Genomic DNA, 24,786 nt, shown 5'->3' with positions numbered 1-24,786 from the left:
TCGCACCTGGCGGCATCGCCTATGTGCCTGGGGTTGTTCGGCTAACCCCCCCCGGGGGCGGGCCCTGGGCCCACCCCCCCCCGGCCCGGGCCGCTGCGGTTAAGCCGTGGAACGCTGGGTGACAGTGGAACGCTGCGGTGCCCGTGGAACGTTGCGGCGAAACCGCAGAACGCTCCGGTGAAACCGTGGAACGGACGGCCGACGCACCGTCCGTTCCACGGTTCCCCTCCCGCTTCCCCCGTGCACCCTCCCCCGACCAAGGGTCTGTCCGCTCCCGGCCGCCGATTCACCCCATCGGGCGGGCGCTCGGAGTGAATACGGGGAGTGACGGGGGGCGCTTTCGCCAGGCGTTCTTCTCCCGCTGATCATCCTCTGCCTACGGTCGTCCGCAGGAGGTGACCTACATGGCGGCGGACGACGGGGCCCGGCCGGTTCCGACGGCCGTACTGGTAAGGATCTGCGACCTGGCCGGACGGCTGCGCGGCACCGGCTTCGTCGCCGACGACCACGGCACCGTCGTCACCGGACACGAGGTCGTCGACGGGCTGACCCGGCTCGTGCTGCACGCCCCCGGCGACCGCACCTGCCTCGCCGAGGCCGACGCCCTCACCCCGCTGCCGGAGCACGGCCTCGCCCTCGTACGCACCGAGGACCTCCAGGTGCGCCCCCTGCCGGTGACCGCGCGGACGAAGATCCCGGCAGGGACGTACGTACAGCTGGCCGCCGGAGGATGGCGGGAGGCGCGGGTCCTGGGGGCGGCACCCGTGACCTACACCGCCACCGACCGGTTCCACCTCCTGGACTCCGCGATGGAGCTGGCCATGGGCACCGCGGGCAGCGACGCGCTGCGCCTCGGCGGAGCGGCGGCCGGAGGGCCCGTCCTGGACGCGGAGACGGGCGCGGTGCTCGCCGTCGTCGGGACCTCCCTGCACTCCGCCCACCGGGCCGCGGGTTTCGCGGTGCCTCTGGCACCCGGCAGCGGAGGCCCACTCGGTGAACTGCTGCGGCGCAACGCGGCGACCGTGCCCGCGTACGGGGCCGACCTCAATCTGGCCGGGGCGCTCCAGCTGACCGCGACCTCCGTCGGCTCGGCACGCGGCCCCGCGCAGTGGCGGGAACCGGTCGCCAGGGAACGGCTGTGCCGGGAGTTCGACGCCTTCGGCACGGGGGAGGCGTACGTACTGGGACTGGTGGGCGAGCCCGGCACCGGGCGCACCACGGAGCTCGGGGCGCTGGCCGCGCGGCGCGCCTGCGGTGCCCGCCCCGCGCCCACGGTGTGGCTGCGCGGCGCCGATCTGCGGGACACGGACACCTCGGTGGCCGACGCCCTGGCCCGCACCCTCGCCCAGGCCGGCCGGATCGTCGCCGCCTCGGGGGCGCCAGGGGACATGACCCTCGCCACCCCCGACCGGATCGCCCGGCTGGCCAAGGAAGCGGGACGGCCGCTGCTCGTCCTGCTCGACGGTCCAGAAGAGATGCCGCCGGTTCTGGCGCACCGGCTGGCCGAGTGGACGGCCGGGACGGCCGACTGGCTGCGCACGCACGGGGCCCGGCTGGTGGTGGCCTGCCGGCCGGAGCACTGGGAGCAGGCCGGGGCGCTGCACCCCCCGCACGCACTGCACCCCGTACCGGCAGAGCGGCTGCCGCCCGCCGTCCTGGTCGGGGACCTGGACGAGGCGGAAGCGGCCGTCGCCCGCGAGCGGTACGGCATCGAGCACGGTGCGCTCGACGCCGCCGACGCCCGCCACCCGCTGACCCTGCGGCTGCTCGCCGAGGTGGGCGCCGCCCTGCCGGAGGGCGCCAGAACCCCCGCCGGCCCGGCCCGCGAGGACGTGTTCGAGGCCCATCTCGCACTGGTCTGCCTGCGCATCGCGGTACGGGTGGCGGCAGCCCGGCGGCCCGCCGCGCGGGGGAGCGCGGTACGGCGGCTGGCCGCGGAGACCTCCGGCCGGGTGCACGAGGCGGCCCGCCGCTGCCTGGGCCCCGGACAGGGGGAGCTGGAGCGCGGGGCCTTCGAGGAGATCTTCCCGTGGCGCACCGGGTGGGCCCCGGCGGTGCTGACCGAAGGGCTGATCGTGCCCGCGGGCGGCGGCTACCGGTTCGCCCACGAGGAGGTCGCCGACTGGGTGCAGGGTGCCCACCTGGACCTCGCGGAGGCCGTACGGGACCTGGTGCACAGGGCGGGGGAGCGGAAGCTGCCCGTGCCCCGGCACCGGATCGGCCCCGTCATCGAGGCGATGCTGCTCCTGGAGCGGCACCACGGCCCGGGGGAACTGTCCGCCAGGATGCGGGAGTTGATCGTCGCACTGGAGGTGGCGGAGAGCGCGGACGCGCGCTGGTGGGGCTCCAGGCTGCTCGTCGGGACCCTGCTGCGGGTGCGCGACGTGGGGGCGTACCGCCAGGTGCTGAGGGAGCTGGCCCAGGCGGTCACCGCGCGCTCGCTGCGCGCGGGCGGACCGCAGGGGCTGGGCGGGCTCGGCATGTTCGGGCCCTGGTTCTGGGAACGGCTGGAGCTCGACGTTGCGGAGCGGCTCGATCTGCTCAGGGTGCTGGTGCTCGCGGACGGCGCACCGGGCTCGCAGGCGCCCGAGGGGCGCTACCTCGACGCCGTCGCCCGGCAACTGGTGGCGGACGTACGGCGGACCCAGGTGCTGCTGTGCGCCTGGTTCGAGGACGGCCGGGAGCTGCCCGGCGGGGCCGGGGTGACCGTCGCCGAGGTGGCGCAGGCACTGCTGCACACCCACCGCGGCCCGGCCGTCGACGACCTCGCCGAAACACTCGTGGAGGCCGGGCATCCGCGCGCCGACGAACTGCTGCGGGCGCTGTGCGCCGACGAGCCGGCCGCGCTGTGCCGGGGTGTCGCCCGATGGGCGCACGACGAGCGGGCGGAGCGCCGGGTGGCCGCCGCCTGTTACGCGTCCGTCGTCGCCCCGCACGCGGTGGGGAGCGTGGACCGGGAGCTGCTGCGGTCCGCGGGCCTGGCGCTGCTGGCCAGGCCCGCGGACCTGGGCCTGCACGGGGCCGCCCTGGCGCTGCTCGTACGGGATCCCGTGTCGCGGCCGCGGTTCCTGCCGCGCGCGGTGGCGGCGTTCACCGTCGGGCAGCCCAGGGTGCCCGCGGACGCGCTGGCCGCCGCACTGGGCACCCATCCGGAACCGGTGCTCGCGGCGCTGCGCAGCGGGCTGTACTCCGGGAGCGGGGGGAGCGGGGGGAGCGGGGGGAGCGGCGGCGAGGCCGGAGGCGGAACGGGCGGGGGCAGCGCGGGAGAGGACGACAAGGGCCGGGAGGGCACCGGCGAGGGCAGCGCCGGTCAGGACGGCACCGGCCAGGGCAGCGCCGGCCAGGACGCCATCGGCCGGGGCGGCATCGGCCGGGACAGCGCCGGGGAGGTGCTCCGGGCGCTCGCCGCTGCCGCCGCCGACGCCCCCGCCCAGGCCGGGCGCGCGGCAGACCTGGTCGCCGAGTACGTCGCCCGACGCCCCGAGGGTGCCGCGGGCGCCGCCGCCTATGTCGCACAGCGGCTGGAGAGCGGCCCCGGAACCCGCGCGGAGCTGTACCCCCTGGTCAGCGGGATGCTCCGGACGGGCTCCAGGCAGGCGCGCCGCGCGCTGGTACCGGTACTGGCCGCGCCGGGCACACCGCTGTCGGGGCCGCTGCGGGCCGAACTCCTCGACGTACTGCTGGAGTACGAGGAGTTCCCGTGCGAGGACCCGGCGCGGGGCGCGGACTTCTCCGTGCTCGACGCCGTGCTCCTGGCGGCGGCGCAGGGGGCCGGGCGGCGTGCCCCGTGGCAGACCCGGGAGCTGGTGCGGCGGGCGGGGTCGCTGCTGGTGCGCACCCCCGAGGGAGCGGCCCGTTTCGACCGGCGGCTGGTCGCACTCGCCAGTGAACTGCCCGGTTTCGCCGCCCAGCTCGCCGGGTGGCTGGCCGCGGCGCCGGAGGACTGGGCTGCGGTCGTCGGGCCCAGTTCGCGGCAGATGGTGCGGACGCTGGCCGAGGCGGCGGTCCCGCCGCCCCGGGACGGGGGCACCGATGCGGGCCGCCGGGTGTGGGCATGGCAGTCTTAGACCTGCGTAGAGCAGGCTTCGGGGTCCGGTCGGACCGGTCGCGACCCCCGGGGCAGCCCACATCACGTACCAGAGACGTACAAGGAGCGGTCACAGTGCAGCGCTGGCGCGGCTTGGAGGACATCCCCCAGGACTGGGGACGCAGCGTCGTCACCATCGGCTCCTACGACGGCGTGCACCGCGGGCACCAGCTGATCATCGGGCGGGCGGTCGACCGCGCCCGCGAACTGGGCGTGCAGTCCGTCGTGGTGACCTTCGACCCGCACCCCAGCGAGGTCGTCCGCCCCGGCAGCCACCCGCCGCTGCTGGCCCCGCACCACCGGCGCGCCGAGCTGATGGCGGAGCTGGGCGTGGACGCGCTGCTGATCCTGCCGTTCACCGCGGAGTTCTCGAAGCTCTCGCCCGCCGAATTCGTGGTAAAGGTGCTGGTCGACAAGCTGCACGCGCGGCTGGTCGTGGAGGGTCCGAACTTCCGCTTCGGGCACCGGGCGGCGGGGAACGTCGAGTTCCTGGCCGAGCTGGGACCGACGTACGACTACGACGTCGAGGTTATCGACCTGTTCGTCAGCGGTACGGCAGGCGGTGGCGAGCCCTTCTCCTCCACGCTCACCCGCAGGCTCGTCGCCGAGGGCGACGTGACGGGCGCCGCGGAGATCCTCGGGCGGCCGCACCGGGTCGAGGGCGTGGTCGTACGGGGTGAGCAGCGCGGCCGTGAACTGGGTTACCCGACCGCCAACGTGGAGACCCTGCCGCACACCGCCATCCCGGCCGACGGGGTGTATGCGGGGTGGCTGACCGCGGACGGGGAGCGGATGCCGGCGGCGATCTCGGTGGGGACGAACCCGCAGTTCGAGGGGAAGAAGCGGACTGTCGAGGCGTATGCCATCGACCGGGTCGGGCTCGATCTCTACGGGCTGCACGTGGCCGTGGACTTCCTCGCGTACGTGCGGGGGATGGCCAAGTTCGAGTCGATCGAGGCGTTGCTGGAGGCGATCGCGGACGATGTGAAGCGGTCGCGGGGGTTGATCGCGGATGCGGATGCGGATGCGGACGGGGACGCGGGCGTCTAACTGGACCGGGTGGGGGGCTCCGCCACCCGAGGGGCGGGGCTCCGCGTGCGGAACTTCCGGCCCTGGGGCAATGTGAATGCGGACATGTCCGTGTATGCCCCTGTGGAAGGTGGATCCATGACCGACAGCGAGAGCACCGTCGACAAGCTCAAGGGCAAGGCCAAGGAAATGGGCGGCAAGGCCACCGGCAACGACCGGATGCAGGCCGAGGGCAAGACCGACCAGACCAAGGCCAAGGCCGAGGAGACGGCCGCCAAGGCCAAGGACAAGATGAAGGGGATCAAGGATTCCCTCGGCAAGAAGAAGGACGGCGACGCCCGGGGCTGACCGGCGGAGCCCGAGGTTCGGGCCGATCGAGCTCCGGGTCCCGGTGTGCCGTGTGCGGCGCACCGGGACCCGTTGTCATGCGTCCATGGTGGTGGCCGCGGCCCAGTGGCAGGCCACCTGGGTGCCGCCGCCGCGGGCAGGAAGCACCGGGAGCGTTTCCGTACGGCACCGGTCCGCGACACCCGCCGCCTCCGCCGCACCCGAGGCGAGGATCTGACAGCGGGCGTGGAACCGGCACCCGGCGGGGATCCGGGAGGGGTCCGGGGGCTCACCGCTGAGGACCACCGGCTCCCGGTCCGCCTCGGGCAGCACCGACAGCAGGGCCTGGGTGTACGGGTGCCGGGGAGCGGTCAGCACCTGCTCGACCGGGCCGGACTCGACGATGCGGCCCAGGTACATCACCGCCACCCGGTCCGCGATGTTCCAGGCGAGGCCGAGGTCGTGGGTGACGACCAGGGCGGAGAGCCCCAGTTCGTCGCGCAGCCGCAGCAGGAGGGCGAGGATCTCGCCGCGCACCGAGGCGTCGAGGGAGGCAACCGGTTCGTCGGCGACGATGAGTTCGGGGCCGAGGACCAGGGCACCCGCGATGACGACGCGCTGGCGCTGGCCGCCGGAGAGTTCGTGCGGGTAGCGGAGGAAGAAACGCTCGGGCGGACGGAGACCGGCCCGGGAGAGAGCGTCGGCGACGGTGGCGCGTTCGTCCCCCGCGTGGCCGTGGATGCGCAGGCCCTCCGCGACGGCGTCGTACACGGTGTGCCGGGGGTTGAGGGAACCGCTCGGGTCCTGCAGGACGAGCTGGACGCGCTTGCGGTACGCCTTGAGGGCGCGCGCGCGGTAGTCCAGGGGAGTGTCGGCGAAGGACACCTCGCCCGAGGTGGGGCGGACCAGGCCGAGCAGGGCGCGGGCGAGGGTGGTCTTGCCGCAGCCGGACTCACCCACCAGGGCGACGATTTCGCCGGGGGCGAGGGCGAGGTCCACACCGTCGACGGCCCGGGCGGGCGGGGCGCCGTGGCGGCCGGGGAAGGTGACGTGGACGCCGTCGGCGGAGAGGAGGGGCGGGGGTGCGGTGGTGGGGGCGGTGGTGGACATGGGGCCTCCGTACGGTGGGTGGGGGGAGCGGGATGTGTCCGCGTGCGTGTGCTGTTCCCTGCGGCCGGCAGACGTGGCGGAGCTGTGCGGCCGTGCACGTCGGGTGGGAGCGGCGGGGTGCGCCCGGCGCTCGTGCTGTTTCCCGTACCGCCGGCTGTGCGGGGAACAGCGTGGCCGCCCGCTACGACCCGCCTCCGGCGCCCTACGACCCGCCTCCGGCGCCTACGATCCGCCTCCGGCACCCGGCCCCGGCGGGGAGGCACCTGAGCCCGGTGCCCCCACCGTGCCGACGTGCACGCAAGCCGCCCGGTGGGACGGGCCCGTCTCCCTGAGGGCCTGGTCCTCCGTGGCGCAGGCGGTGAGGGCGACCTGGCAGCGCGGGTGGAACGTACAGCCCGGGGGCAGGTCCGCCGGGTCCGGCGGGTCGCCCGCCAGCCCGCCCGGAGCCCGGCGCGAGGCGGGGTCGCCGATCCGGGGGAAGGCGGCGGACAGGGCTCGGCCGTACGGGTGCCGCGCCCTGCGGTGGACCTCCTGCGCCGGGCCCTCCTCGACCACCCGCCCCGCGTACATCACCGCGAGACGGTCGCAGGTGTCGGCGAGGACCGCCAGGTCATGGCTGATCATGAGGAGCGAGATGTTCTGGTCGGCGACCAACTGTTCGATCAGTCGCAGGATCTGGGCCTGGATCATGACGTCCAGCGCGGTGGTCGGCTCGTCGGCGACGATCAGGTGCGGGTCGCAGGCCAGCGCCATGGCGATCATCACGCGCTGCCGCTGGCCGCCGGAGAGCTCGTGCGGATAAGCGTCCGCGCGGGCGGCGGGCAGGCCGACCTGTTCGAGGAGGGCGGCGGCGCGGGTGCGGGCCGCCGCCGGAGTGGCCTGCCGGTGGACCAGGATCGGTTCGGCGATCTGGTCGCCGATGCGGTGCACCGCGTTCAGCGAGTGCATCGCGCCCTGGAATACCACTGAGGCGCCTGCCCAGCGCACCGCCCGCAGCCTGCCCCACTTCATGGTGAGGACGTCCTCGCCGTCGAGCAGGATCTCGCCCGAGACACGGGCCGAGGCGGGCAGCAGGCGGAGCAGGGCCAGGGCGAGCGTGGACTTGCCGCAGCCGGACTCGCCCGCGACGCCCAGCTTCTGGCCCGCCGCGAGGGTGAGGTCCACACCCCGTACGGCGTGGATGTCCTTGCCGTACGTGACGTGCAGGTCCTTCAGTTCGAGGAGGGTGGGAGCGGAACCCGGGGCAGCGCTCCCGGCAGGGCTCGGTGCGGCGTTCAACGGGCCACCCCCAGTTTCGGGTTGAGTACGGACTCGACGGCCCGGCCGCACAGGGTGAACGCCAGCGCGACGACCGCGATGGCGATGCCGGGAGGTGCCAGGTACCACCAGTGGCCCGACGACACCGCGCCCGCCTCGCGCGCGTCCTGCAGCATCCCGCCCCAGGAGACGATGTCGGGGTCGCCGAGGCCGAGGAACGCCAGGGTGGCCTCGGTGAGGATGGCGGCGGAGATCAGCAGCGTGGTCTGGGCGAGCACCAGAGGCATGACGTTGGGCAGGACGTGCCGGGACATGATGTGGGCGTGGCCGCCGCCCAGCGCCTGCGCCCGTTCGATGTACGGCCGCGATTCGACCGCCAGAGTCTGGGCCCGGACGAGCCGGGCGGTCGTCGGCCAGGACGTGATGCCGATGGCGAGCACGACCGTCCAGATGCTGCGCGACATCACCGTGGCGAGCACGATGGCCAGGACCAGCGCGGGCATCACCAGGAACCAGTCGGTGACGCGCATCGTGACCGTCGCGAACCAACCGCCGAAGTGCCCGGCCAGAATGCCGACGAGCGTGCCGATGGCCACCGACAGGGCCGCCGCCATCAGGCCCACCGCGAGCGAGACCCGGGTGCCCCAGAGCAGCAGGCCGAGCAGGTCGCGGCCGAACTGGTCGGTCCCCAGCGGGAATTGCCCGCTCGGCGACTCCAGGGCCTTGCCGGGGGCCGCGGTGACGTTCTGCACGTCGTCGCCGACGAGCAGCGGGGCCGCCAGCGCGAGTACGGCGATCAGGGCGAGCGCCGCGAGGCCGGCGAGCCCCGCCCGGTGCGCGCGGTACTGCCGCCAGAAGCGGGCGGCGGACCTGCGGCGCCTGGCCCGGGCCAGGGACCGGGCTGTGGTGGGCACGGCGCCCGCCTCGCCGTCGTCCCGGGCGGGCTGCCGAGGAGGTACGGAAGCGGATTCGGTCGTCATCGGCCCACCCGGGGGTCGAGCAGCGGATACAGCAGGTCGGCCACCAGGTTCATCAGGATCATCGCGCCCGCGAACACCACGAACAGGCCCTGGATCAGCGGCAGATCGGGCACGCTCAGCGCCTGGTAGAAGAGGCCGCCGAGACCCGGCCAGGAGAACACCGTCTCGACCAGGATCGACCCGGCCGCCACGTGCCCCAGATTGATGAAGATCATGGTGACGGTGGGCAGCAGGGCGTTCGGCACCGCGTGTTTGCGGCGTACGAGCGCGTCGGTCAGCCCCTTGGCCCGCGCCGTCGTCAGATAGTCGCTGCCCATCTCGTCGAGCAGCGAGGAACGCATCACCAGGAGCGTCTGCGCGTAACCGACCACGACGAGGGTCAGCACGGGCAGCACCATGTGGTGCGCGACATCGAGGACATGAGCGAGGCCCGTCTCCTCGCCCGACTCCATCCCGCCGGTCGGGAACAACCCCGGGAGCGGGCCGATCCCCACCGAGAAGACGATGATCAGCAACAGTCCGAGCCAGAACGAGGGAACCGACCACAGGGTCAGTGCCACCCCGGTGCTGAGCCGGTCGCCGAGCCTGCCGTGCCGCCACGCGGCCCGGGTGCCCAGCCACAGGCCGAGCATCGAGTAGAGGAGCACGGCCACTCCGGTGAGCAGCAGCGTCGCCGGGAACTTCTCCGCGATCAGCTCCCCGACCGGGGCGTGGAACTGGTACGAGACGCCGAGGTCTCCGCCGAGGGCCTTGCCGCAGTACTCCGTGAACTGCTGCCACACGGGCAGATCGAGCCCGAACTGCCTCCGCAGTGCGGCGAGTTGCACGGCGGACACCGGCCGTCCGTGCGTCATCGCACTCACCGGGTCGCCCGGGATGATCCGGAACAGGAAGAAGCTGGTGACGAGTACCGCGAAGAGCGAGACGGCGGCGCCGCCCAGCTTTCCGGCCACGTACAGCAGATAGGTCAGTCGGGGGCCCGAGCTGCGGGTGAGGCGGTCGGGCGGCCCGGTCTTCACCGGGCCGCCGTCCGGCTCCCGCACCACGGCGGGGGTGCTTGCGGTGCTCATGGGTGCCTGTGGTCCTTCGGGTGCGTGCGCGGAACTACTCGCGGTCCTCGGCGCCGGCACTGCGGCGCCTGACGGTCACCACGGCGATGGCCGCGACCAGCAGCACACCGATGCCCGTGATGATCCAGACGGCCGGTCCGGGACCGCTGTCGCCGTCCTCGGCACCGCCGGCCGCCGGCACCGCCGACCACCAGCTCCAGTAGCCGTCCTGACCCCAGATGTTGCCCGCCGCCTCCGGCATGGTGGTGATCGACTTGATCTGGTCGGTGCGGTAGGCCTCCACCGCGTTCGGATAGACCATCACGTTCATGTAGCCCGTGTCGTACAGCCGCGCCTGCATCTGCTTCACCAGTTCGGCGCGCCTGGTCTTGTCGTACTCGGCGATCTGCTGCGCGTACAGGGCGTCGAACTTCTTGTCGCAGATGAAGTTGTCGGTCTGTCCGGTGTCCTTGGGGGTGGCGGGCAGGGCGGCGCAGGTGTGGATGGACAGGACGTAGTCCGGGTCCGGGTTGACCGAGTAGCCGTCGAAGGCCAGGTCGTACTCACCGGCCAGCCACGGGTCGCTGACGTTGTCCAGGCACTCGACCTTCAGGCCGATGCCGAGCGCACCCCACCACTCCTGGAGGTACTTGCCGATCGCCTTGTCGTTGGGGTCGGTGGCGTGGCACAGGATGCGGAAGTCGAGCGGTTTGCCGTCCTTGCCGACCAGCTTGCCCGCCGCGTTCTTCCGGTACCCGGCGGTGTAGAGCATCTTCTCGGCGCCCGTCGGGTCGTAGCCGATCCGCTGCTCGGCGGACGGCTGCCAGTGGTACTCGGCGAAGCGCGGCGGGATATAGCCCTGCCCCTCGACGGCGTGCCCCTGGTAGACCTTGTCGACGATCGCCTTGCGGTCCACGGCGTGGAAGAGCGCCTTGCGCACGACCGGGTCGAGGAGCGCGGGGTGGCCGTTGCCGAACTTCTTCCCCGTCCTGTCCTGTGCACCGGGGTTGACCGCGAGCGCGAAGAAGCGGCGGCCCGGCGCGTCGTTGACCTTGATGTCGGGCTCGGACTTCAGGGAGGCGGCCTGGGCGGGGGTGAGGCCCTGGACGAAGCCGACCTCGCCGGTGCGCAGGGCGGCGACCGCCGCGTCGTTGTCCTTGTAGTACTTCAGCGTCAGCTCCTCGAACTGCGGGGCGCCACGCCAGTACTGCTTGTTGGCCTTCAACTTCACGTACTGGTCGGTCTTGTAGTCCGCGAGGTAGTACGGACCGCTGCCCACGACCGGGAACGTCTTGTCGTTGTTGAACTTGGAGAAGTCACCGACCTTCTCCCAGATGTGCCTGGGCACGATCGGCACGTCCAGCGCCGTCATCGTGGCCTGCGGCTTCTTGAGTTCGACGACGAGGGTTCCGGGGCCGGGGGCCGTGACCTTCTTGAAGTTGGCGGTGAAGTTGCCGTTGGCGGTCGCGGCGTTCTCGTCCGTCATCATCTTCTGGAAGGTCCAGGCGGCGTCCTCGGCCGTGACCTGCTTGCCGTCGGTCCACTTGGCATCCTTGCGGATCTTGTACGTCCAGGTCAGCTTGTCCCCGGACGGCGTCCACTCGGTGGCCAGGGCCGGGACGGTGTGCGCGTCCTTGACGTCGTAGTTCGTCAGGAAGTCGTAGACCAGCCGCATCACCGTCGTACTGACGAGGCGGCTCGCCAGGAACGGGCTGAGCGAGTCGACGCTCTGCGCGACGGCGATGGTGAGCTTCTGGTCGCCGCCCTCGGCGCGGGCGGCGGTGCCGGCTGCGGCCGCCAGGGTCGCGGTGTCCGGTGCCTGGGAGTCCTGGGCCCGAGCGTTCTGGGTCCGAGCGTCCCTGGCATGGGCCTTCGGTGTCTGGGCGCCCTGCGGCTGGGCCCCGCGCGCCTGTGTGTCCTGTGCGGCGGCAGGGCTCAGCGGGGCGGCGGCGGTGGCCAGCAGGGCGAAGGCGGCGGCTCCGGTCGCCAGCAGGCGACGGATACGGGCGGGCCGGGGAGGAGGGTCGTACGGCGGAGCCTGGGGGGTGGTGCCCTGTGTGTCCATGGACAAAGACCTCGCCTCGTCACTTGCGCGTCACTTGCTCGTACTGTGCCTGTGCTTGCCGTGGCTTGCCTGTGCTCGTGCCTGCCTGTGCTCGTGCCTGCCCGGGTTCGCGCTTGCCTCTGCTCGTGCTTGCCGGTCGTGCTTCAGCGGGACCGTGTCTGCCCATGCATGCCCCGGCAGCGCCTGGATCATGGGTCGGCTCGGTGGTGTGGCGAAGGTCTACCAGCGCTCTTCGGGACGTGTCAACGGGGTGTCAACTGCGGTGTGGGCTGCGCGAATACGGGACGCCGGGCGGGCTGGACGTACGGATGGAGCGGGCCGGGGGGACGCGGGCGGGCAAGCGGAAGGCCCGCACCCGGTCCTGGTGTGACCGTGGTGCGGGCCCTCATTGGTCCATACCCCTGAAGCCCTACTGCTGAGGGGCTGGCGGCGCCTGCGGAGGCTGCTGCGGGGACCACCCGGACGGGGCTGCCTGCTCCGGCCGGCCGGGCTGGCCCGGCTGATCCGGCGGGCCCGGGTGCCCCTGCTGAGCGGGCTGCTCCGGCTGGACCGGTGAGCCGCTGGGGCCGCCGGCCTCGGCGGGCAGCGGCATGGGCTGGTGGGCGACGGGGAGCGGCTGGGCGGGCGGGAGGTGCCCGGGGCCGGTGTGGGGGAACTGGCCTTGGGGGATGCTCGGCGGAAGAGGCTGGGCCTGGGGAGTGTGCGGGCCCTGGGGGGCCTGCGGGGCGTACTGGCCCTGCGGAACCTGAGGGGTCTGCGGGGCGGAGTTCGGGTCCTGTGCCGCGTGCGGGTCCTGCGGGGCGGGGCTCTGCTGCCAGCCACCGGGGGACTGGGGTTGCTGGGGGTGCGGATGCTGGTGCTGGTACGGCTGAGGTGCGCCACCGACGGGCTGCTGGCCGGGGGCGTACTGGCCGGGCTGGGGCTGCCCCGGCTGCTGCTGACCCGGCTGGCCCTGGGGCCCGGGCTGTCCCGGGTGACCCTGGGGTCCGGGCTGTCCGGCCTGGCCAGGCTGCCCGGGTTGCTGGGTGGCGTACGGCTGCTGCTGGTACTGGTCCGATCCGGGTACCTGGCTCTGACCGGGCATCTGGCCCGGTGCCTGCTGCCTGCCCGGCAGCGGCGGTGCGAGGTGCGGAGGCGGGTTGCCGTCCGCGGTCCACAGCCCCTGCGCCTGCTGCGCCCGTACGAAGTCCTCGGCGACCAGCGCCGACAGGTGGAAGTACGCGTCGCGGGTCTTCGGCCGCATCATGTCGAGGTCGACCTCGGCGCCTGCTGCGAGGTGCTCGTCGAACGGTACGACCACCACGCCCCGGCAACGCGTCTCGAAGTGCTGCACGATGTCGTCGACCTTGACCATCTTGCCGGTCTCGCGCACCCCGGAGATCACGGTCAGCGAGCGCTGCACCAGCTCCGCGTAACCGTGCGCGGAGAGCCAGTCCAGCGTGGTCGACGCACTGCTCGCACCGTCGACGGACGGCGTCGAGACGATGATCAGCTGGTCGGCCAGATCGAGAACGCCGCGCATCGCGCTGTAGAGCAGGCCCGTGCCCGAGTCGGTGAGGATGACCGGGTACTGCTTGCCGAGCACGTCGATCGCGCGCCGGTAGTCCTCGTCGTTGAAGGCCGTGGAGACGGCCGGGTCGACGTCGTTGGCGATGATCTCCAGGCCGGAGGGTGCCTGCGAGGTGAACCGCCGGATGTCCATGTACGAGTTGAGGTACGGGATCGCCTGGACGAGGTCGCGGATGGTGGCCCCGGTCTCGCGCCGTACACGGCGGCCGAGCGTGCCGGCGTCCGGGTTGGCGTCGATGGCGAGGATCTTGTCCTGCCGCTCGGTGGCGAGGGTCGCGCCGAGTGCGGTCGTCGTGGTGGTCTTGCCGACGCCGCCCTTGAGGGAGATCACCGCGATGCGGTAACAGGAGAGAACCGGGGTGCGGATCAGCTCCAGCTTGCGCAGCCGCTCGGCCTCCTCCTTCTTCCCGCCGAACTTGAAGCGGGACCCGGCCGAAGGGTTGCGGCTGCTCTTCGGCTTCTGCTTGTTGTTGCGCAGCAACCGCTCGGAGGACAGCTCGACGGCGGCGGTGTACCCGAGCGGGGCCCCGGGGTGGGACGCCTGCCGCTGGTCGTGCGCCACGGGCGACGGCCAGGCGGCCCCGGTGCGGGGGTCGACGGGAGCCCCGGTACCGGCACCGGCCCCAGCGGCCTCCGGCTGCTGAGCCTGAGGGATGGGCTGGGCGTGCTGGGCTTGCGGTGCCTGGTGTGCCTGGTGTGCTTGCTGGGCGGGCAGTGCCTGGGCCGCAAGCTGTGCGTGCGGAGGCTGCTGGCCCTGCTGATGCGGCTGCTGTTGCTGCGGTACGGGGGCCTGGTGCTGCGGCATGTGCCCCGGCTGGGCCTGGGCCGGCTGGACCTGACCCGGGTGGGCCTGTGCCGCGTGGGCCTGCCCCCGGTCCTGCTGTGCGGGCAGCCCGGGTGCGGCGGGCTGGGGGAATCCGTACCCCTGTGGCTGCGGAGCGGCTCCCGGGGCCCCGGCCTCCTGAGGTACGGGACCGGGGGCCGGAGCGGGCGCCGAACCGGCCTGCTGGGCAGGGGGGTTGACGGAATGCCCGGGCTGCGGGAACCCGTACTGCGGTGCGGCCGGGCCGTCGGCCGAGGCCGCCTGCGGTGCGGCGGGCGGTTGCGGGAACCCGTACCCGCCCTGGACCGTACCGGCAGGCGGTTGCGGGAATGCGCCCTGCGCGCCGGGCTGCTGGGTTCCCCAGGGCTCACCGCCGGTTGCGGCGGGCGGCTGCGGGAAGTCCGTACCCGGTACCGGGGTGCCGGGTGCCGTGCCGGGCTGTGGCGCGGAGTGGGTGCCGTCGGGCCGGGGGAAGCCGTAACCGTCCTGCGGGGAGCCGGGGGAGCCGGGGGAGCCGGGCGCGGGCGCGTGGGCAGGAGGGTAACCGCCCTGCTGCGCGGGGGAGTTCGCCTGCTGCGGGAAGCCGTAACCGCCCGGCGCGGCCGGTTCGGCGTGCTGCGGGAATCCGGGGGAGCCCTGCGGCTGCTGCCCGGAGGTTTCGCTCGACGGGGCCGGAGCGGTCCAGGCGGAAGGCGTGCCGGGAGGCGTCGGCCACTGCGGAGGGGCGGCCGGTGCGGCGGGCTGGAAGGAGGGGGGAAGCGGCGGCAGGTTGCCCTGCGGCGGTGTCGGGGGAGCCCAGGACGGCGCTGCCGGTGCGCCGCCGGGCGGAGTGTCCTGCGGCTCACCGGCCGGGGCGGCGGCAGCCGCGTCCTGGGGGGAGTCCTGCGGGGCGCCCTGCTGTGCGTCCCCGGGAACGGCGTCGGTGATCCCGTCGGCCGGAAGGGCGTCGCCGTCCGCGGCACCGGCGAACGGGGCTTCCGCGGCGGATGCACCGCGGGACCCTTCGACGGCGTCCGCGGGGGAGAGCGCGGTGTCGGGTGTGTCCGTACGGGAGGACTCAGCGCCTGCGGACTGCGCATCTGCGGACTGCGCGGCGGCCCCCGGAGGGGAACCGTCCGCCCCGGTGCCGGCTCCCGTGCCGGTGCCGTTCGGGAAGGAGCCGTCCGGCACGATGCCACCGGCGGGTGAGGCATCGGCGGGTACGGCGTCCGCCAGGTAGCCAGGGGGGACGGAGTCGGCCGGCACCGCGTCGCTCGGTGCGAAGTCCTCCGGTGCGGAGCCGTCAGCGGGGAGGTCTCCGGGTGCGGAGCCGCTCGGCGTGAGAGCTCCGGATGCCGAGCCACTGAACGGAAGGCCGCCGGGTTCTGAGCCACTCGACTGCCGGCCGCCGGGAAGGGAGCCGCCGGAGGCATGGGCGTCCGTGGCCGGGTCGGCCGACGTCTGGTCGGGGGCCGGGCCGTCCGAAGTCTGGCCCGGGGCCGGGTCGTTCGTGCCGTGGTCACCAGGGAAGCCTTCGCCGTGTGCCAGGGCGGAGCTGCCCGCGGTCGTGCTGTCGGTCATGTCGTCGGTCATGTCGTCGGTCGTGCCGTCGGTTGCGGAAGGAGCATCCTCGGGGGCCCCCGGTGCGGAGCCGCCCGTGGTGGGGCGGTCGGCGGCGAAAGCGGCCGGGACGGAATCGTTCGGCTCGCCCTCGTACGGTGCGGGACCCGCGTACCCGCTCGGCGACAGACCCGGGAGGGGCCCGCCGCGGGACGCGGTCCCGGCCGGAACATCGGCGGACGTGGTCTCGTCCGGGGCGTCGGCCGACGCGTCCGAGGAGCCTTCAGAGCCGCCGTCCGGCGCGGTGCCGGTGGCCGTGCCGCGCGTCGCGGGGGACGGGTCAGGCTCGTCGGAGCCCCAGTTCAGGCCCAGCGGGCGGTCCTCGGCGGAAGCGTAGCCGTGGCGGTCGGCGGGGGAGTCCTCGTCGAGGTTGCCGGTGCGCTCATCGGGCGCCGAAGCACCCGGGCGCGCCGCATGCGGCTCCGTACCGGGCCCACCACCGGCGACAGCGTCAGCAGCCACACCGTCTGCGGCGTCGCTTCCCCCGGAACTCCTGCCCGCGGCAATCTCCTCGACCGCTGCCAGCTTCGCGAACTCCCGCTTGAGCGAGGCGGGCGAGAACCGCATTGTGGCCCCGCTCTCCAGGTCACCGCCGCCGAACACCTGCGGGGCATCGCTCGCGCCACCCGAAGCGTCGTCGCCCCGCCCCGAAGCGTCCGACGGGTGCGACGATTCCGGCGAGCTCGACGGGTCGGACGACTCCGACGGGTTCGTGGAGTCCGAAGGGTTCGCAGGGGTCGCGTTCTGCGTGTACCAAGCGAGCGGCGTGTAGTCGATCGTGAACTCGCCCGTCCGCTCGGCCTCCGCGTCGGGCGTCTCGTCTGCGGGCACGTTCCAGCCCTCGCGGATCTCGTCCCGCTCGCTGTTCACATTGCCTCCTGCTGTGGTCGAGCACCCTGGTGCCGTGCGTGGTGGGTGGGGTGACCGTTTCCGTCGTCCGATCCGCTCGGCATTTCCCCGTGTCCTGCCCGTTCGCAGGTCCGCCGGTGCCGCCTGCCGCGCCCGTGCGTCAGCCTAGTCGTCAGTACTGCCCGTACGGCAGGCCCGATCAACTGTCGAACCGGTCCCCCGACGCCACTTGTTGCGCAGAAGTGACCTGTCCGCACCCGTGCGTGACGGTCAAAACGGACGCAACTCGACATCTCCGTACGGAAAGGGAACAGTTCCCCGGCCGAAGGGCACGCTTCCCAACAATCGGGTGTCGACACACACCTGTGGCGAGCGTCATGGACGTCACCGCACGCCCGCCCAGGCCACCCCACGCCCGCCCAGGCCGCCCCGCACCACTGCAATTCCCCTCCGCCCATGCCCCCGCCCCACGCCGCATCCCCGCGCGGTCCCGCCCCGCCCGCCACACGGCCGAGCGGCCGCCGGGCCGCTTCCTCGCCCCGCCGGCCGCTCGGCCGCACACCCGCGTCACCGCACACCGCCAGGCTCCACCGGAGCCCTACCCGTACCGGCGGCTACGTCAGGTCGAACTCCCCGTCCCGCGCGCCCAGCACGAACGCCGTCCACTCCGCCTCGGTGTACCTGAGCACCGTCTCCGGGTCCGCCGACGACCGCATCGCCACCGCGCCCTCGGGCAGATAGGCGATCTCCACCCGCTCCTCGGCGTCCTCGGTGCCCGGCGCACCGAGCCACTCCACGTCCGAGATGTCGAGGGCGTAGAGCGCGTCCTTCTCCTGCTGCGTTCCCATACCGACTGTCCCTTTCACTGTCCGTCCGACTCAACCGTCGCTCTCACGAACGCCGTTGCCAAGCCCATCGTGCCCGATGGGTGCGCGGGGGGTTGCGCCATCGCCGCGATCGTGCTCCCCGTACGAGTGAGACCGGGTGAGCCATGGGCCGTGAGCGGTGACCCGTGGGCCGTGCCCAGTGGGGCCGTGGGCGTTGAGTCAGGTGCCGTGCCCCGTGGGCCATGGGCCGTGCCCGGTGGGCCGTGGCGCGTGAGCCGTGGGGGGCGCGAGGAGCGGAGGACGCGAGCCGTAGAGGGGGTACGAGGTGTCCGGCGGCACCCCTCAGTCCACCCGACGCGCCTCCCCGAGCGCCGCCTCCTCGGCCTCGGTGGCCGCACAGGCCACCCAGTGCCGCTCCGGCCCCGCGCACCACAGGGAGACCCCGTCCGCCAGTTCCGGCAGCTCGGCCGTCTCCTCCGGTCCCAGCCACAGCAGCCGCCCCACCTGTTGCGCCTCGTCGGGCGACACGCGTTGTACGCCGACGAGCGCCGCGGCCCGCACCAGCTCCGGTGCCACCGGGCTCAGATACGGCAGCAGCGTCAGGACCGTCTGCCACGGGGCGGGCAGCACCCGCCCGCGCGGCGGCCGCATCCCGCAGTCGCGCACGACCACCACCGGCCGGCCTTCCGCCGCCCCGAGTGAAGGCACCCGCCCCACCTCGAAGGTCTCCACCCCCGGCACGCCGTCCCAGGCGCGCGCCCGTGCCGTCTCGACGGCCACCCTGATGCCCGCACCGGCCGCCGCCGCACGCATCGCCACCAGCTGGGCCGTCCACAGCCCACCGATCAGCAGCACGTCGTACGGAGCCGGCCGGTGCACCCCGAGCAGCAACGGCCGTCCCCCGGGGTCCGCACCGACGAGCACCCCATCACCCCCGACCGGAACGGCCGCCGACGCCGCCCCTTCCGCGTCCGGCACCGGCGTCCGCCGCACCCCACGCAACCCCCTCACCGCACCCCACCTCCCCACGGCAGTGCGGCCCGCATCCCAGTCGGCCCCACGCGATCCATGCGCGCGAGCCCGACACGCGCCGCACGCCCAGCCCGCTGCAACTCCGCCTGTACGGACCGGAGTTCCTGCTCATTCGCGCCCGTGACCTGTACCCACGCGGCCATCTGCGCCGGCCTGCCCAGTGCCCCGCGGCGCGCGGTGAGCCCGAGGGTGGCCGTCCGGCCGGGCAGTCCGGCGAGGAGCCGGGCCGCGCGGTCACCCGGCCCGATCACCGCGTAGACGGCGTGCACGTGGCGCTGGCCGTCGTGCGGCTGACGCGGAACAGCCATGGCCGCTGACGCACCGGCCGAGCAACTGGCCGCTGACGCTCCGGCCGAGCGACTGGCCGCTGGCGCACTGGAAGAGCGACTGGCCGCAGCAAGTGCTGCGTTCACCCCTTCCTGATCCAGTACGGCGGCACCGAGCCCCGCCCCCACGATCCGGCTCGCCAGCTGGTCGGCAGCCCGCACCAGGCACCGCTGCGCCCCGCCGAGCCCGCCCCCGCGCGCCGCCACCGCCGCCGGACACAGCCCCGGCTCCAACCGCAGCACCACCCAGGTCAGCCGCAGTGCCGGGGCGCCCGCAGGGCCCCCGCCCCGCACCTGCTGCACCAGGTGCGCCGAGGCGAGCGCGATGCCGTCCACCTCCAGGGCGCCGGACAGAAGCGGCAGCGGCAACCCGCGTGTCCCGCCCACCGGTTGCAGTCCCGTACCGCCGCCCGCGTCGACACGTACGACCGCGGTCAGGGAGGTGCCGTCGCCGGCCATGCCGACGACACGACGGCCCCGGTCGTCGTAGGCGTACGGGGCGTGTCCGGAAGATCCGTCCCAGGCAGAAGCGGAATCCCGCCGGGGGCCGTGCAGCACTCCCGCAGGGAGTCCGGTCACGGCCAGGGACAACCCTGCGGCAGCCACGACGACGGCAGGGGCGAACCACGGCGAACCGCACACCGCACCCGCCGCCGCCAGGGCGACCGACAACTCGCCGACCACCAGCCGTGCCGTCAACCCCCGCCCGCCACCTGCCCTGTTGGGGTCGAGAGCCCCTGCCGTCATCGTCGCCCGCCTCCCACGACCGTAACCACCGCGTCCGTGCGGGAGTTGACCGAGCGTTCACCTTATCTGAGCTGTGAGTGACGGAGTCCAAGGTCCTCCGGGGAGAGTGGCGGCGGTCCGATGGCATCAAGACGAGACGAGCTCAACGCCTACGCGTTCGCGAAGCGGAGGCTGGTGGCACAGTTCCTGCGGCCCAGTCCGTCCGGCTCCGAGGAGGGCGCGCCGCGACCGCTGCGGGCGGTGCTGCCCGGGCTGCTCGCGGGAGTGGTGGTGCTCGCGGGCTTCGGGGTGTGGGGCATGTTCCGGCCGGTGGCCCCCAAGGACTGGGATGAGCCGTACGGGCACGTCATCGTGGCGAGCGGGTCGACCACCCGCTACGTGGTGCTGACGACCAAGGGCGAGCACAGGCTCCACCCCGTCCTCAACATGGCATCGGCACGGCTCCTCGTCGATGTGGACGACAACCGGAGCCAGGTCATCAAGGTCGACGACGCCGTCCTCGACAACGGCGAACTGCCCCGCGGAGCCACCGTCGGCATTCCCTACGCTCCCGACCGGGTACCCGATGCGGCGGAGGTCGCCAAGCCGAAGCTGTGGGCGGCCTGCGAGCGCGCCGAGCAGGGCGGTCGCGCCGTCCAGACGGCCGTCTTCGTCCTCACGGCACATGACGGCGCCCGGCTCGACGAAACGTACCGGTTGCGCGGCGGTCAGTTGCTGTACGTGGAGAGCGCGGCAGCAGGACATCAGCGCTACGTCGTCGATGCCGAAGGCACCAAATACCCGATCAGCAGCGCCAATTCGGTGCTTCTCGCCCAGGTCGCCGGCGTGGGCCGGGTGCCCCAGCGGGTCTCGCAGGAGTGGCTGGCGACTCTGCACGAGGGGAACGAGATCGTCAGCCCGGTCCTGCCGGAGAAGCCCGGCGGCCTCAGCCGGGTGCCCGGCCTGCCGGTGGCCGGAAAGCGGGTGGGGTCAGTACTGCGGGTGGCGGGCGACACCTACTTCCTCGTACTGCGGGACCGGGCCGCCCGGGTGTCCCCGTTCACGGCCTCGCTGCTGCTCAACAGCCGTCCGGCGGCCGCCGCGGGCCTGCCCGCAGGGCCCGTGGACACCGGCATCACCTTCCCTCCCGGTGCCTGGTTCCGGCCGTACGCAAAGTGGCCCGAGCACAGCCCCGGCCCCCGGTCGGTCAACTCGCCCCACCCGGCGAAGGGCCACCGCAACACCGTCTGCAACGTCCTGCGCTCCGTGCACGGCTCCCACGGCACCACGACCCTGAGCACCTGGGCCGGACCGGAGTTCCCCCGCCCGCTCGCGACCGGGGCCGGCTCCGCGTACGTCACCCCCGGGTCGGGCCAGTACTTCCGACAGATCTCCGGTACGCAGACCGGCGCGGGGCCGTACTTCCTGGTCACGGACGCCGGACTGCGCCACTCCCTGCAGGCCGGCACCCACTCGGCGCCGGGCGACGCCGCCCACCGCGACGGGCCGTACCCGACGGGCCCCGTGGATACGGGCTCGGCCGCGACAGGGTCCACGCGGACGGACTCCGCCGGGACGGGCTCCGCCGATGCCGAGGGCGGGACGCAGCGGGAAGCGCGCCAACCGCTGAAGACGGCACGGGAACTCCTCGGCTACGAGAGGGTCGAGGCCGCACCGATTCCCTCCGTCTGGTCCTCGCTCCTGCCGACCGGGCCACGCCTGTCGACAGGAGCGGCCGTGCAGCTGCAGGGGCCGTGACGGGGGTGCGGCGCGTGGGGCGCTTCCGTACCGGCATCGCCCGCTGGGCGGCGGCACTGGCCCCCACACTCGCCGTCCTCTGTGCCCTCGCCGCCCTCTGCGCCCCGGCCGCGCAGGCGGGCATCCAGGCAGACCCCCCGGCAGACCCGGGCCCGTGTACCTTCCCCGCCGCGAAACCGTACCCGGGCCGGCCCTGGCCGCTCCGGCGCGTGCTGCTCGACGAGGTGTGGGAGAAGGCGCGGGGCGAGGGCGTACGGGTGGCCGTCATCGACACCGGTGTGGACGTCAGGCATCCGCAGCTCAGGGATGCGGTCGACGTGGCATCCGGGGGCAACTTCCTCCCCACGGAGGCCGAGCTGCGGCAGCCGCCCGGCACACGCGGCAAGGCCGACGGCACCTCGGACTCGGTCGGTCACGGCACCAAGGTCGCCGGCATCATCGCCGCGCGCCCCCACCCCGCCACAGGATTCGCGGGGCTGGCCCCCGCCGCCACGATCATCCCCCTCGACCAGAACGACGCCGAAGGCAACGGCACCCCGGAAAGGCTCGCGGACGCGATCCACCACGCCGTCGAGAAGCGCGCCGACATCATCAACATCTCCCAGGACACGGCGAATTCGGTCAGGCCGACGGACCGGCTGGCCGACGCAGTCGCACACGCCCTCAAGAGGGGCGTGATCGTCATCGCCTCCGCCGGAAACCGCGGCAGCGACGGCAGCCACGGCAGCGACGGCAATCCGAAGCGCACCTTTCCCGCCTCCTACCTGGGCGTACTCGCCGTTGCCGCCTCCGACCGCAACAACGAGCGCGCCCCCTTCTCCCAACCCGGCTACTTCGTCGGCATCGCCGCCCCCGGCACCGACATCGTCTCCACGGTCCCCGGCGGCGGCCACTGCACGGACAGCGGTACGAGCTTCTCCGCGCCCTACGTGGCCGGGCTCGCCGCACTCCTCAAGGACAGGCACCCGGACTGGAGCGGCCCGGAGATCGTCCGCCACATCCAGCGGACGGCGGAGCGCGCCACCCCCGGCCGGGACCCGCACGTCGGCTGGGGCGTGGCCGACCCGCTGCGCGCCCTGACGGACGACACCCGCCCCCCGCCCGGCCCCGTCGCCCACGAAGTCCGGCCCGGCGTCGACACCCCCGACCCCACCTCGGCCCGTACGGGCGAGACCGCGCGGGAACGTGCCGCGCGCCTCGCCACGTACATCCTGATCGGCAGCGCCGCGGCCGTCGCCGTACTCACCGGTTCGGCGGTGGCGGTACGTGATGCGAGGCGGCGCGGGCGGCGGACGCCGGGGGAACGCCCGCACTGACACCACCCCCCGAACGGGTGTCGGAAGCCCGGCCCCCGAGCGCCGAAATCCCGGGCAACCACCGCATCTGACCAGCTACTTGACCGAATTCCCCGGCCCGGTCCGATGGCACGCTCAAGTGATCAGCGGCAATGCGCGACCGGCTGAGACCCGGTCGGCACCGACCGACGGCGGTGCACCGCACGGGATGCAATGCGGTGCATGCATCGCACGGCATGCACCGCATTGCATGGCAGCAGTGCTCGGCAGCGCCTGGCGGTGCCCGGCACTGCCCGGACGAAAGGAGTGCCGTGCCCGACGGAGGCGGCCCGACCGGCGGCAGCGACCTGGCACGCGGGGTGGGCGCACTGAAGCAGTTCCGCGCCCGTGTGCACGCGATACTGGCCGACTTCGAGGACGGCGACGCCGGTAGGCGAAGGGTGGCCGCCCACACCCTCGACCGCGCCCACTTCGGCGCCCGCGGCATCCCCTTCCCGGAGGCCGACGACCTGCACGCCCAGTACCGCCGCGTCCACACCGGCCTGTTGAAACTCTCCCGCGGTCTCTCCGAGCAGATCGAGTACCTGGACATCGCGGTGCACGGCGCGGAGATCGGCTTCGACAACTTGGAGGAGGACACCCGGCGCCGCTTCTGGGCCATCCGCACCCGGATGCGACAGGAGCGCGACGCCGCGGCGGAAGAGGGGGGCGGCTCATGACGTCCCGCTTCGAGTCCTACGACCTCAACACGATGATCGACCTGGTCGATGCCGGAAACCCGCAGGCCCTGGAGACGGCGGGCCGGGCACTGCTGGGGGTGCGGTCGGCGTTCCACGGCGCGGCCAGGGAGCTGCGGGAGCACCTTGCCGGGGTGGAGTGGAAGGGCGAGGCGGCTGCCGAGTTCCGGAAGTACGGCGTACGTCTGGTGGAGCACGCGGACGCGCTGGGGGAGTACGCGCAGAGGGTCGCAATGGAGCTGAGGGAGGCGGGCGGGGGCCTCACTTCGGTGCGCAACTCCCTGCCGCCCAGAGACGGTTCGGCGGCCACGGGGGCGGTGCCTTCGGAGGCACACCGCCAGGAAGCCATCAACCAACTGAACCGGCTGGCCTCGTACTACCAGGTCTCGACCGCGAAACTGGCGGCCGAACCAGAGCCGGTCTTCGAGGAGGACTTGACGGCGGCGGTGCCGAGGCCGGAGGGGCAGGAGGCGCTGGGGGCGGGAGCGGGCACGCCGGGAACGGGCCCGGGCCCCGGCAGCCCTGGACCGGGGGCCGGCGCTCACCCCGGCCCGGGGCCCCTCCCGGGCCCGGAGGCCGACGCGGGCTCCGGCCCGGGCACTGGCTTGGGCTCCGGCCCGGGCACTGGCTTGAGCTCAGGCTTGGGCGCCGGCCCGGGGGAGGCTTCCGCTGCCCGCCCGAGCCCGAGCCACTCAGGATCCGACGCCCCGCAGTCCGCACCCCCGGGCGGCGGCCCCAGCCCCGCACCCGTGTCCACACCGACGGTCCCACTGGCCCATGCCCCCACCACCATGGAGCTCAACAGCGTTGCACCGACTCCCATCGGCCCCTCCCACCCCACACCCCCCTCGGCACTCCACGCCTCGCAGCCACTCACCGCACAAGCCACCACGGCGGGCCCGGCATCCGGATGGGCGAGCCCCCTCTCCGCCGGAATCCCGATGCCGCCCCCTCTCACCAGCACTCCGGGAGCGCCCGGCCCGGTCTCCGCGGCCGGAAACGCAGCCCAGGTGCGCGCCGCCCCCATCACCCGCCCACTCCTCCCCACGAGCGTGCACGGAGTGCCGGGTGCGTACGGAGTGTCCGGAGGGACCCCGACCCGGGCAGCCTCATCACGCCCGGGCGCGTTCACCCAGGGCGGCGCGGGCCTGATCCGCCCCGGCGCCCCGCCGATGGCATCCCCCCTTGCGCCCCCACCACGCAGCACTCCCCACCCCGCCCGTAACCACCACCCCACCTCCTCCTCGCCCCTCACGGAGGACGAGGAGACCTGGACCTCGGTCCAGCCCGCCGCCGCCCCGCCCGTAGTCACCCACGTATCCCCGCACCCGCACTGAGGAG

16 protein-coding genes and 1 pseudogene are annotated in these 24,786 nt (G+C 73.7%); 7 read left to right on the top strand and 10 right to left on the bottom strand.

Annotated features, from left to right (window positions below; translation table 11 throughout):
• The first annotated feature begins 404 nt into the window (after positions 1 to 404).
• From ACFWVV_RS33025 to ACFWVV_RS33015, 3 genes are all read left to right on the top strand, one after another.
• Positions 405 to 4,067, top strand: coding sequence for a trypsin-like peptidase domain-containing protein (locus ACFWVV_RS33025; protein WP_384356064.1), 3,663 nt, complete (start codon positions 405 to 407; stop codon positions 4,065 to 4,067).
• A 95-nt stretch (positions 4,068 to 4,162) separates the two neighbouring features.
• A complete protein-coding gene (locus tag ACFWVV_RS33020) occupies positions 4,163 to 5,137 on the top strand; it encodes a bifunctional riboflavin kinase/FAD synthetase (RefSeq protein ID WP_384356066.1) in 975 nt (324 codons plus the stop codon).
• Between the two features lie 117 nt (positions 5,138 to 5,254).
• Positions 5,255 to 5,464, top strand: coding sequence for a CsbD family protein (locus ACFWVV_RS33015; protein ID WP_384356068.1), 210 nt, complete (start codon positions 5,255 to 5,257; stop codon positions 5,462 to 5,464).
• Positions 5,465 to 5,539: 75 nt separating this feature from the next.
• On the opposite strand, the gene ACFWVV_RS33010 is transcribed toward ACFWVV_RS33015, so the two are convergent.
• The 10 genes and pseudogenes from ACFWVV_RS33010 to ACFWVV_RS32965 all read right to left on the bottom strand — a co-directional run bounded on the left by ACFWVV_RS33010 (position 5,540) and on the right by ACFWVV_RS32965 (position 19,676).
• A complete protein-coding gene (locus ACFWVV_RS33010) occupies positions 5,540 to 6,553 on the bottom strand; it encodes an ABC transporter ATP-binding protein (protein WP_384356070.1) in 1,014 nt (337 codons plus the stop codon).
• A gap of 222 nt (positions 6,554 to 6,775) precedes the next feature.
• Complete coding sequence (locus ACFWVV_RS33005) at positions 6,776 to 7,831, bottom strand: ABC transporter ATP-binding protein (RefSeq protein WP_384356072.1); 1,056 nt, start codon at positions 7,829 to 7,831, stop codon at positions 6,776 to 6,778.
• On the bottom strand, positions 7,828 to 8,790 hold the full coding sequence (locus ACFWVV_RS33000) for an ABC transporter permease (protein WP_384356074.1): 963 nt from the start codon (positions 8,788 to 8,790) through the stop codon (positions 7,828 to 7,830). The genes ACFWVV_RS33005 and ACFWVV_RS33000 overlap by 4 nt, the downstream gene beginning before the upstream one ends.
• Positions 8,787 to 9,860: an ABC transporter permease gene (locus ACFWVV_RS32995; protein WP_384356076.1), complete on the bottom strand. Its 1,074-nt coding sequence runs from the start codon at positions 9,858 to 9,860 to the stop codon at positions 8,787 to 8,789. The genes ACFWVV_RS33000 and ACFWVV_RS32995 overlap by 4 nt, the downstream gene beginning before the upstream one ends.
• A 34-nt stretch (positions 9,861 to 9,894) precedes the next feature.
• A complete protein-coding gene (locus ACFWVV_RS32990) occupies positions 9,895 to 11,904 on the bottom strand; it encodes an ABC transporter substrate-binding protein (RefSeq protein WP_384356078.1) in 2,010 nt (669 codons plus the stop codon).
• 409 nt (positions 11,905 to 12,313) lie between these two features.
• Entirely contained in the window at positions 12,314 to 15,541 is a 3,228-nt protein-coding gene (locus ACFWVV_RS32985) for an AAA family ATPase (RefSeq protein ID WP_384356124.1), read from the bottom strand.
• Positions 15,542 to 16,642: 1,101 nt separating this feature from the next.
• Positions 16,643 to 16,765: pseudogene (locus ACFWVV_RS32980) on the bottom strand (SCO5717 family growth-regulating ATPase); the annotation flags it as partial.
• Positions 16,766 to 17,358: 593 nt separating this feature from the next.
• Entirely contained in the window at positions 17,359 to 17,592 is a 234-nt protein-coding gene (locus ACFWVV_RS32975; RefSeq protein ID WP_362416549.1) for a DUF397 domain-containing protein, read from the bottom strand.
• Positions 17,593 to 17,913: 321 nt separating this feature from the next.
• On the bottom strand, positions 17,914 to 18,582 hold the full coding sequence (locus ACFWVV_RS32970) for a hypothetical protein (RefSeq protein ID WP_384356080.1): 669 nt from the start codon (positions 18,580 to 18,582) through the stop codon (positions 17,914 to 17,916).
• On the bottom strand, positions 18,579 to 19,676 hold the full coding sequence (locus ACFWVV_RS32965; RefSeq protein WP_384356082.1) for a type VII secretion protein EccE: 1,098 nt from the start codon (positions 19,674 to 19,676) through the stop codon (positions 18,579 to 18,581). Before ACFWVV_RS32965 ends, ACFWVV_RS32970 begins: the two co-directional genes overlap by 4 nt.
• A gap of 120 nt (positions 19,677 to 19,796) precedes the next feature.
• Between ACFWVV_RS32965 and eccB the strand changes: the two genes are divergently transcribed.
• From eccB to ACFWVV_RS32945, 4 genes are all read left to right on the top strand, one after another.
• A complete protein-coding gene (eccB, locus tag ACFWVV_RS32960; protein ID WP_384356084.1) occupies positions 19,797 to 21,413 on the top strand; it encodes a type VII secretion protein EccB in 1,617 nt (538 codons plus the stop codon).
• Positions 21,414 to 21,418: 5 nt separating this feature from the next.
• Positions 21,419 to 22,729 carry a type VII secretion-associated serine protease mycosin gene (gene mycP, locus ACFWVV_RS32955; protein ID WP_384356126.1) on the top strand — a complete coding sequence of 437 codons (1,311 nt, stop codon included), beginning with the start codon at positions 21,419 to 21,421 and terminating at the stop codon, positions 22,727 to 22,729.
• A 290-nt stretch (positions 22,730 to 23,019) separates the two neighbouring features.
• Positions 23,020 to 23,427: a hypothetical protein gene (locus tag ACFWVV_RS32950; RefSeq protein ID WP_384356086.1), complete on the top strand. Its 408-nt coding sequence runs from the start codon at positions 23,020 to 23,022 to the stop codon at positions 23,425 to 23,427.
• Complete coding sequence (locus ACFWVV_RS32945) at positions 23,424 to 24,782, top strand: hypothetical protein (RefSeq protein ID WP_384356088.1); 1,359 nt, start codon at positions 23,424 to 23,426, stop codon at positions 24,780 to 24,782. The genes ACFWVV_RS32950 and ACFWVV_RS32945 overlap by 4 nt, the downstream gene beginning before the upstream one ends.
• Positions 24,783 to 24,786 lie beyond the last annotated feature (4 nt).

This window comes from Streptomyces sp. NPDC058663 (assembly GCF_042716745.1).
Taxonomy (GTDB): Bacteria; Actinomycetota; Actinomycetes; order Streptomycetales; family Streptomycetaceae; genus Streptomyces.
Note: the sequence above shows the minus strand (reverse complement) of the source record. Positions and strands in the feature narration are given on the sequence as shown.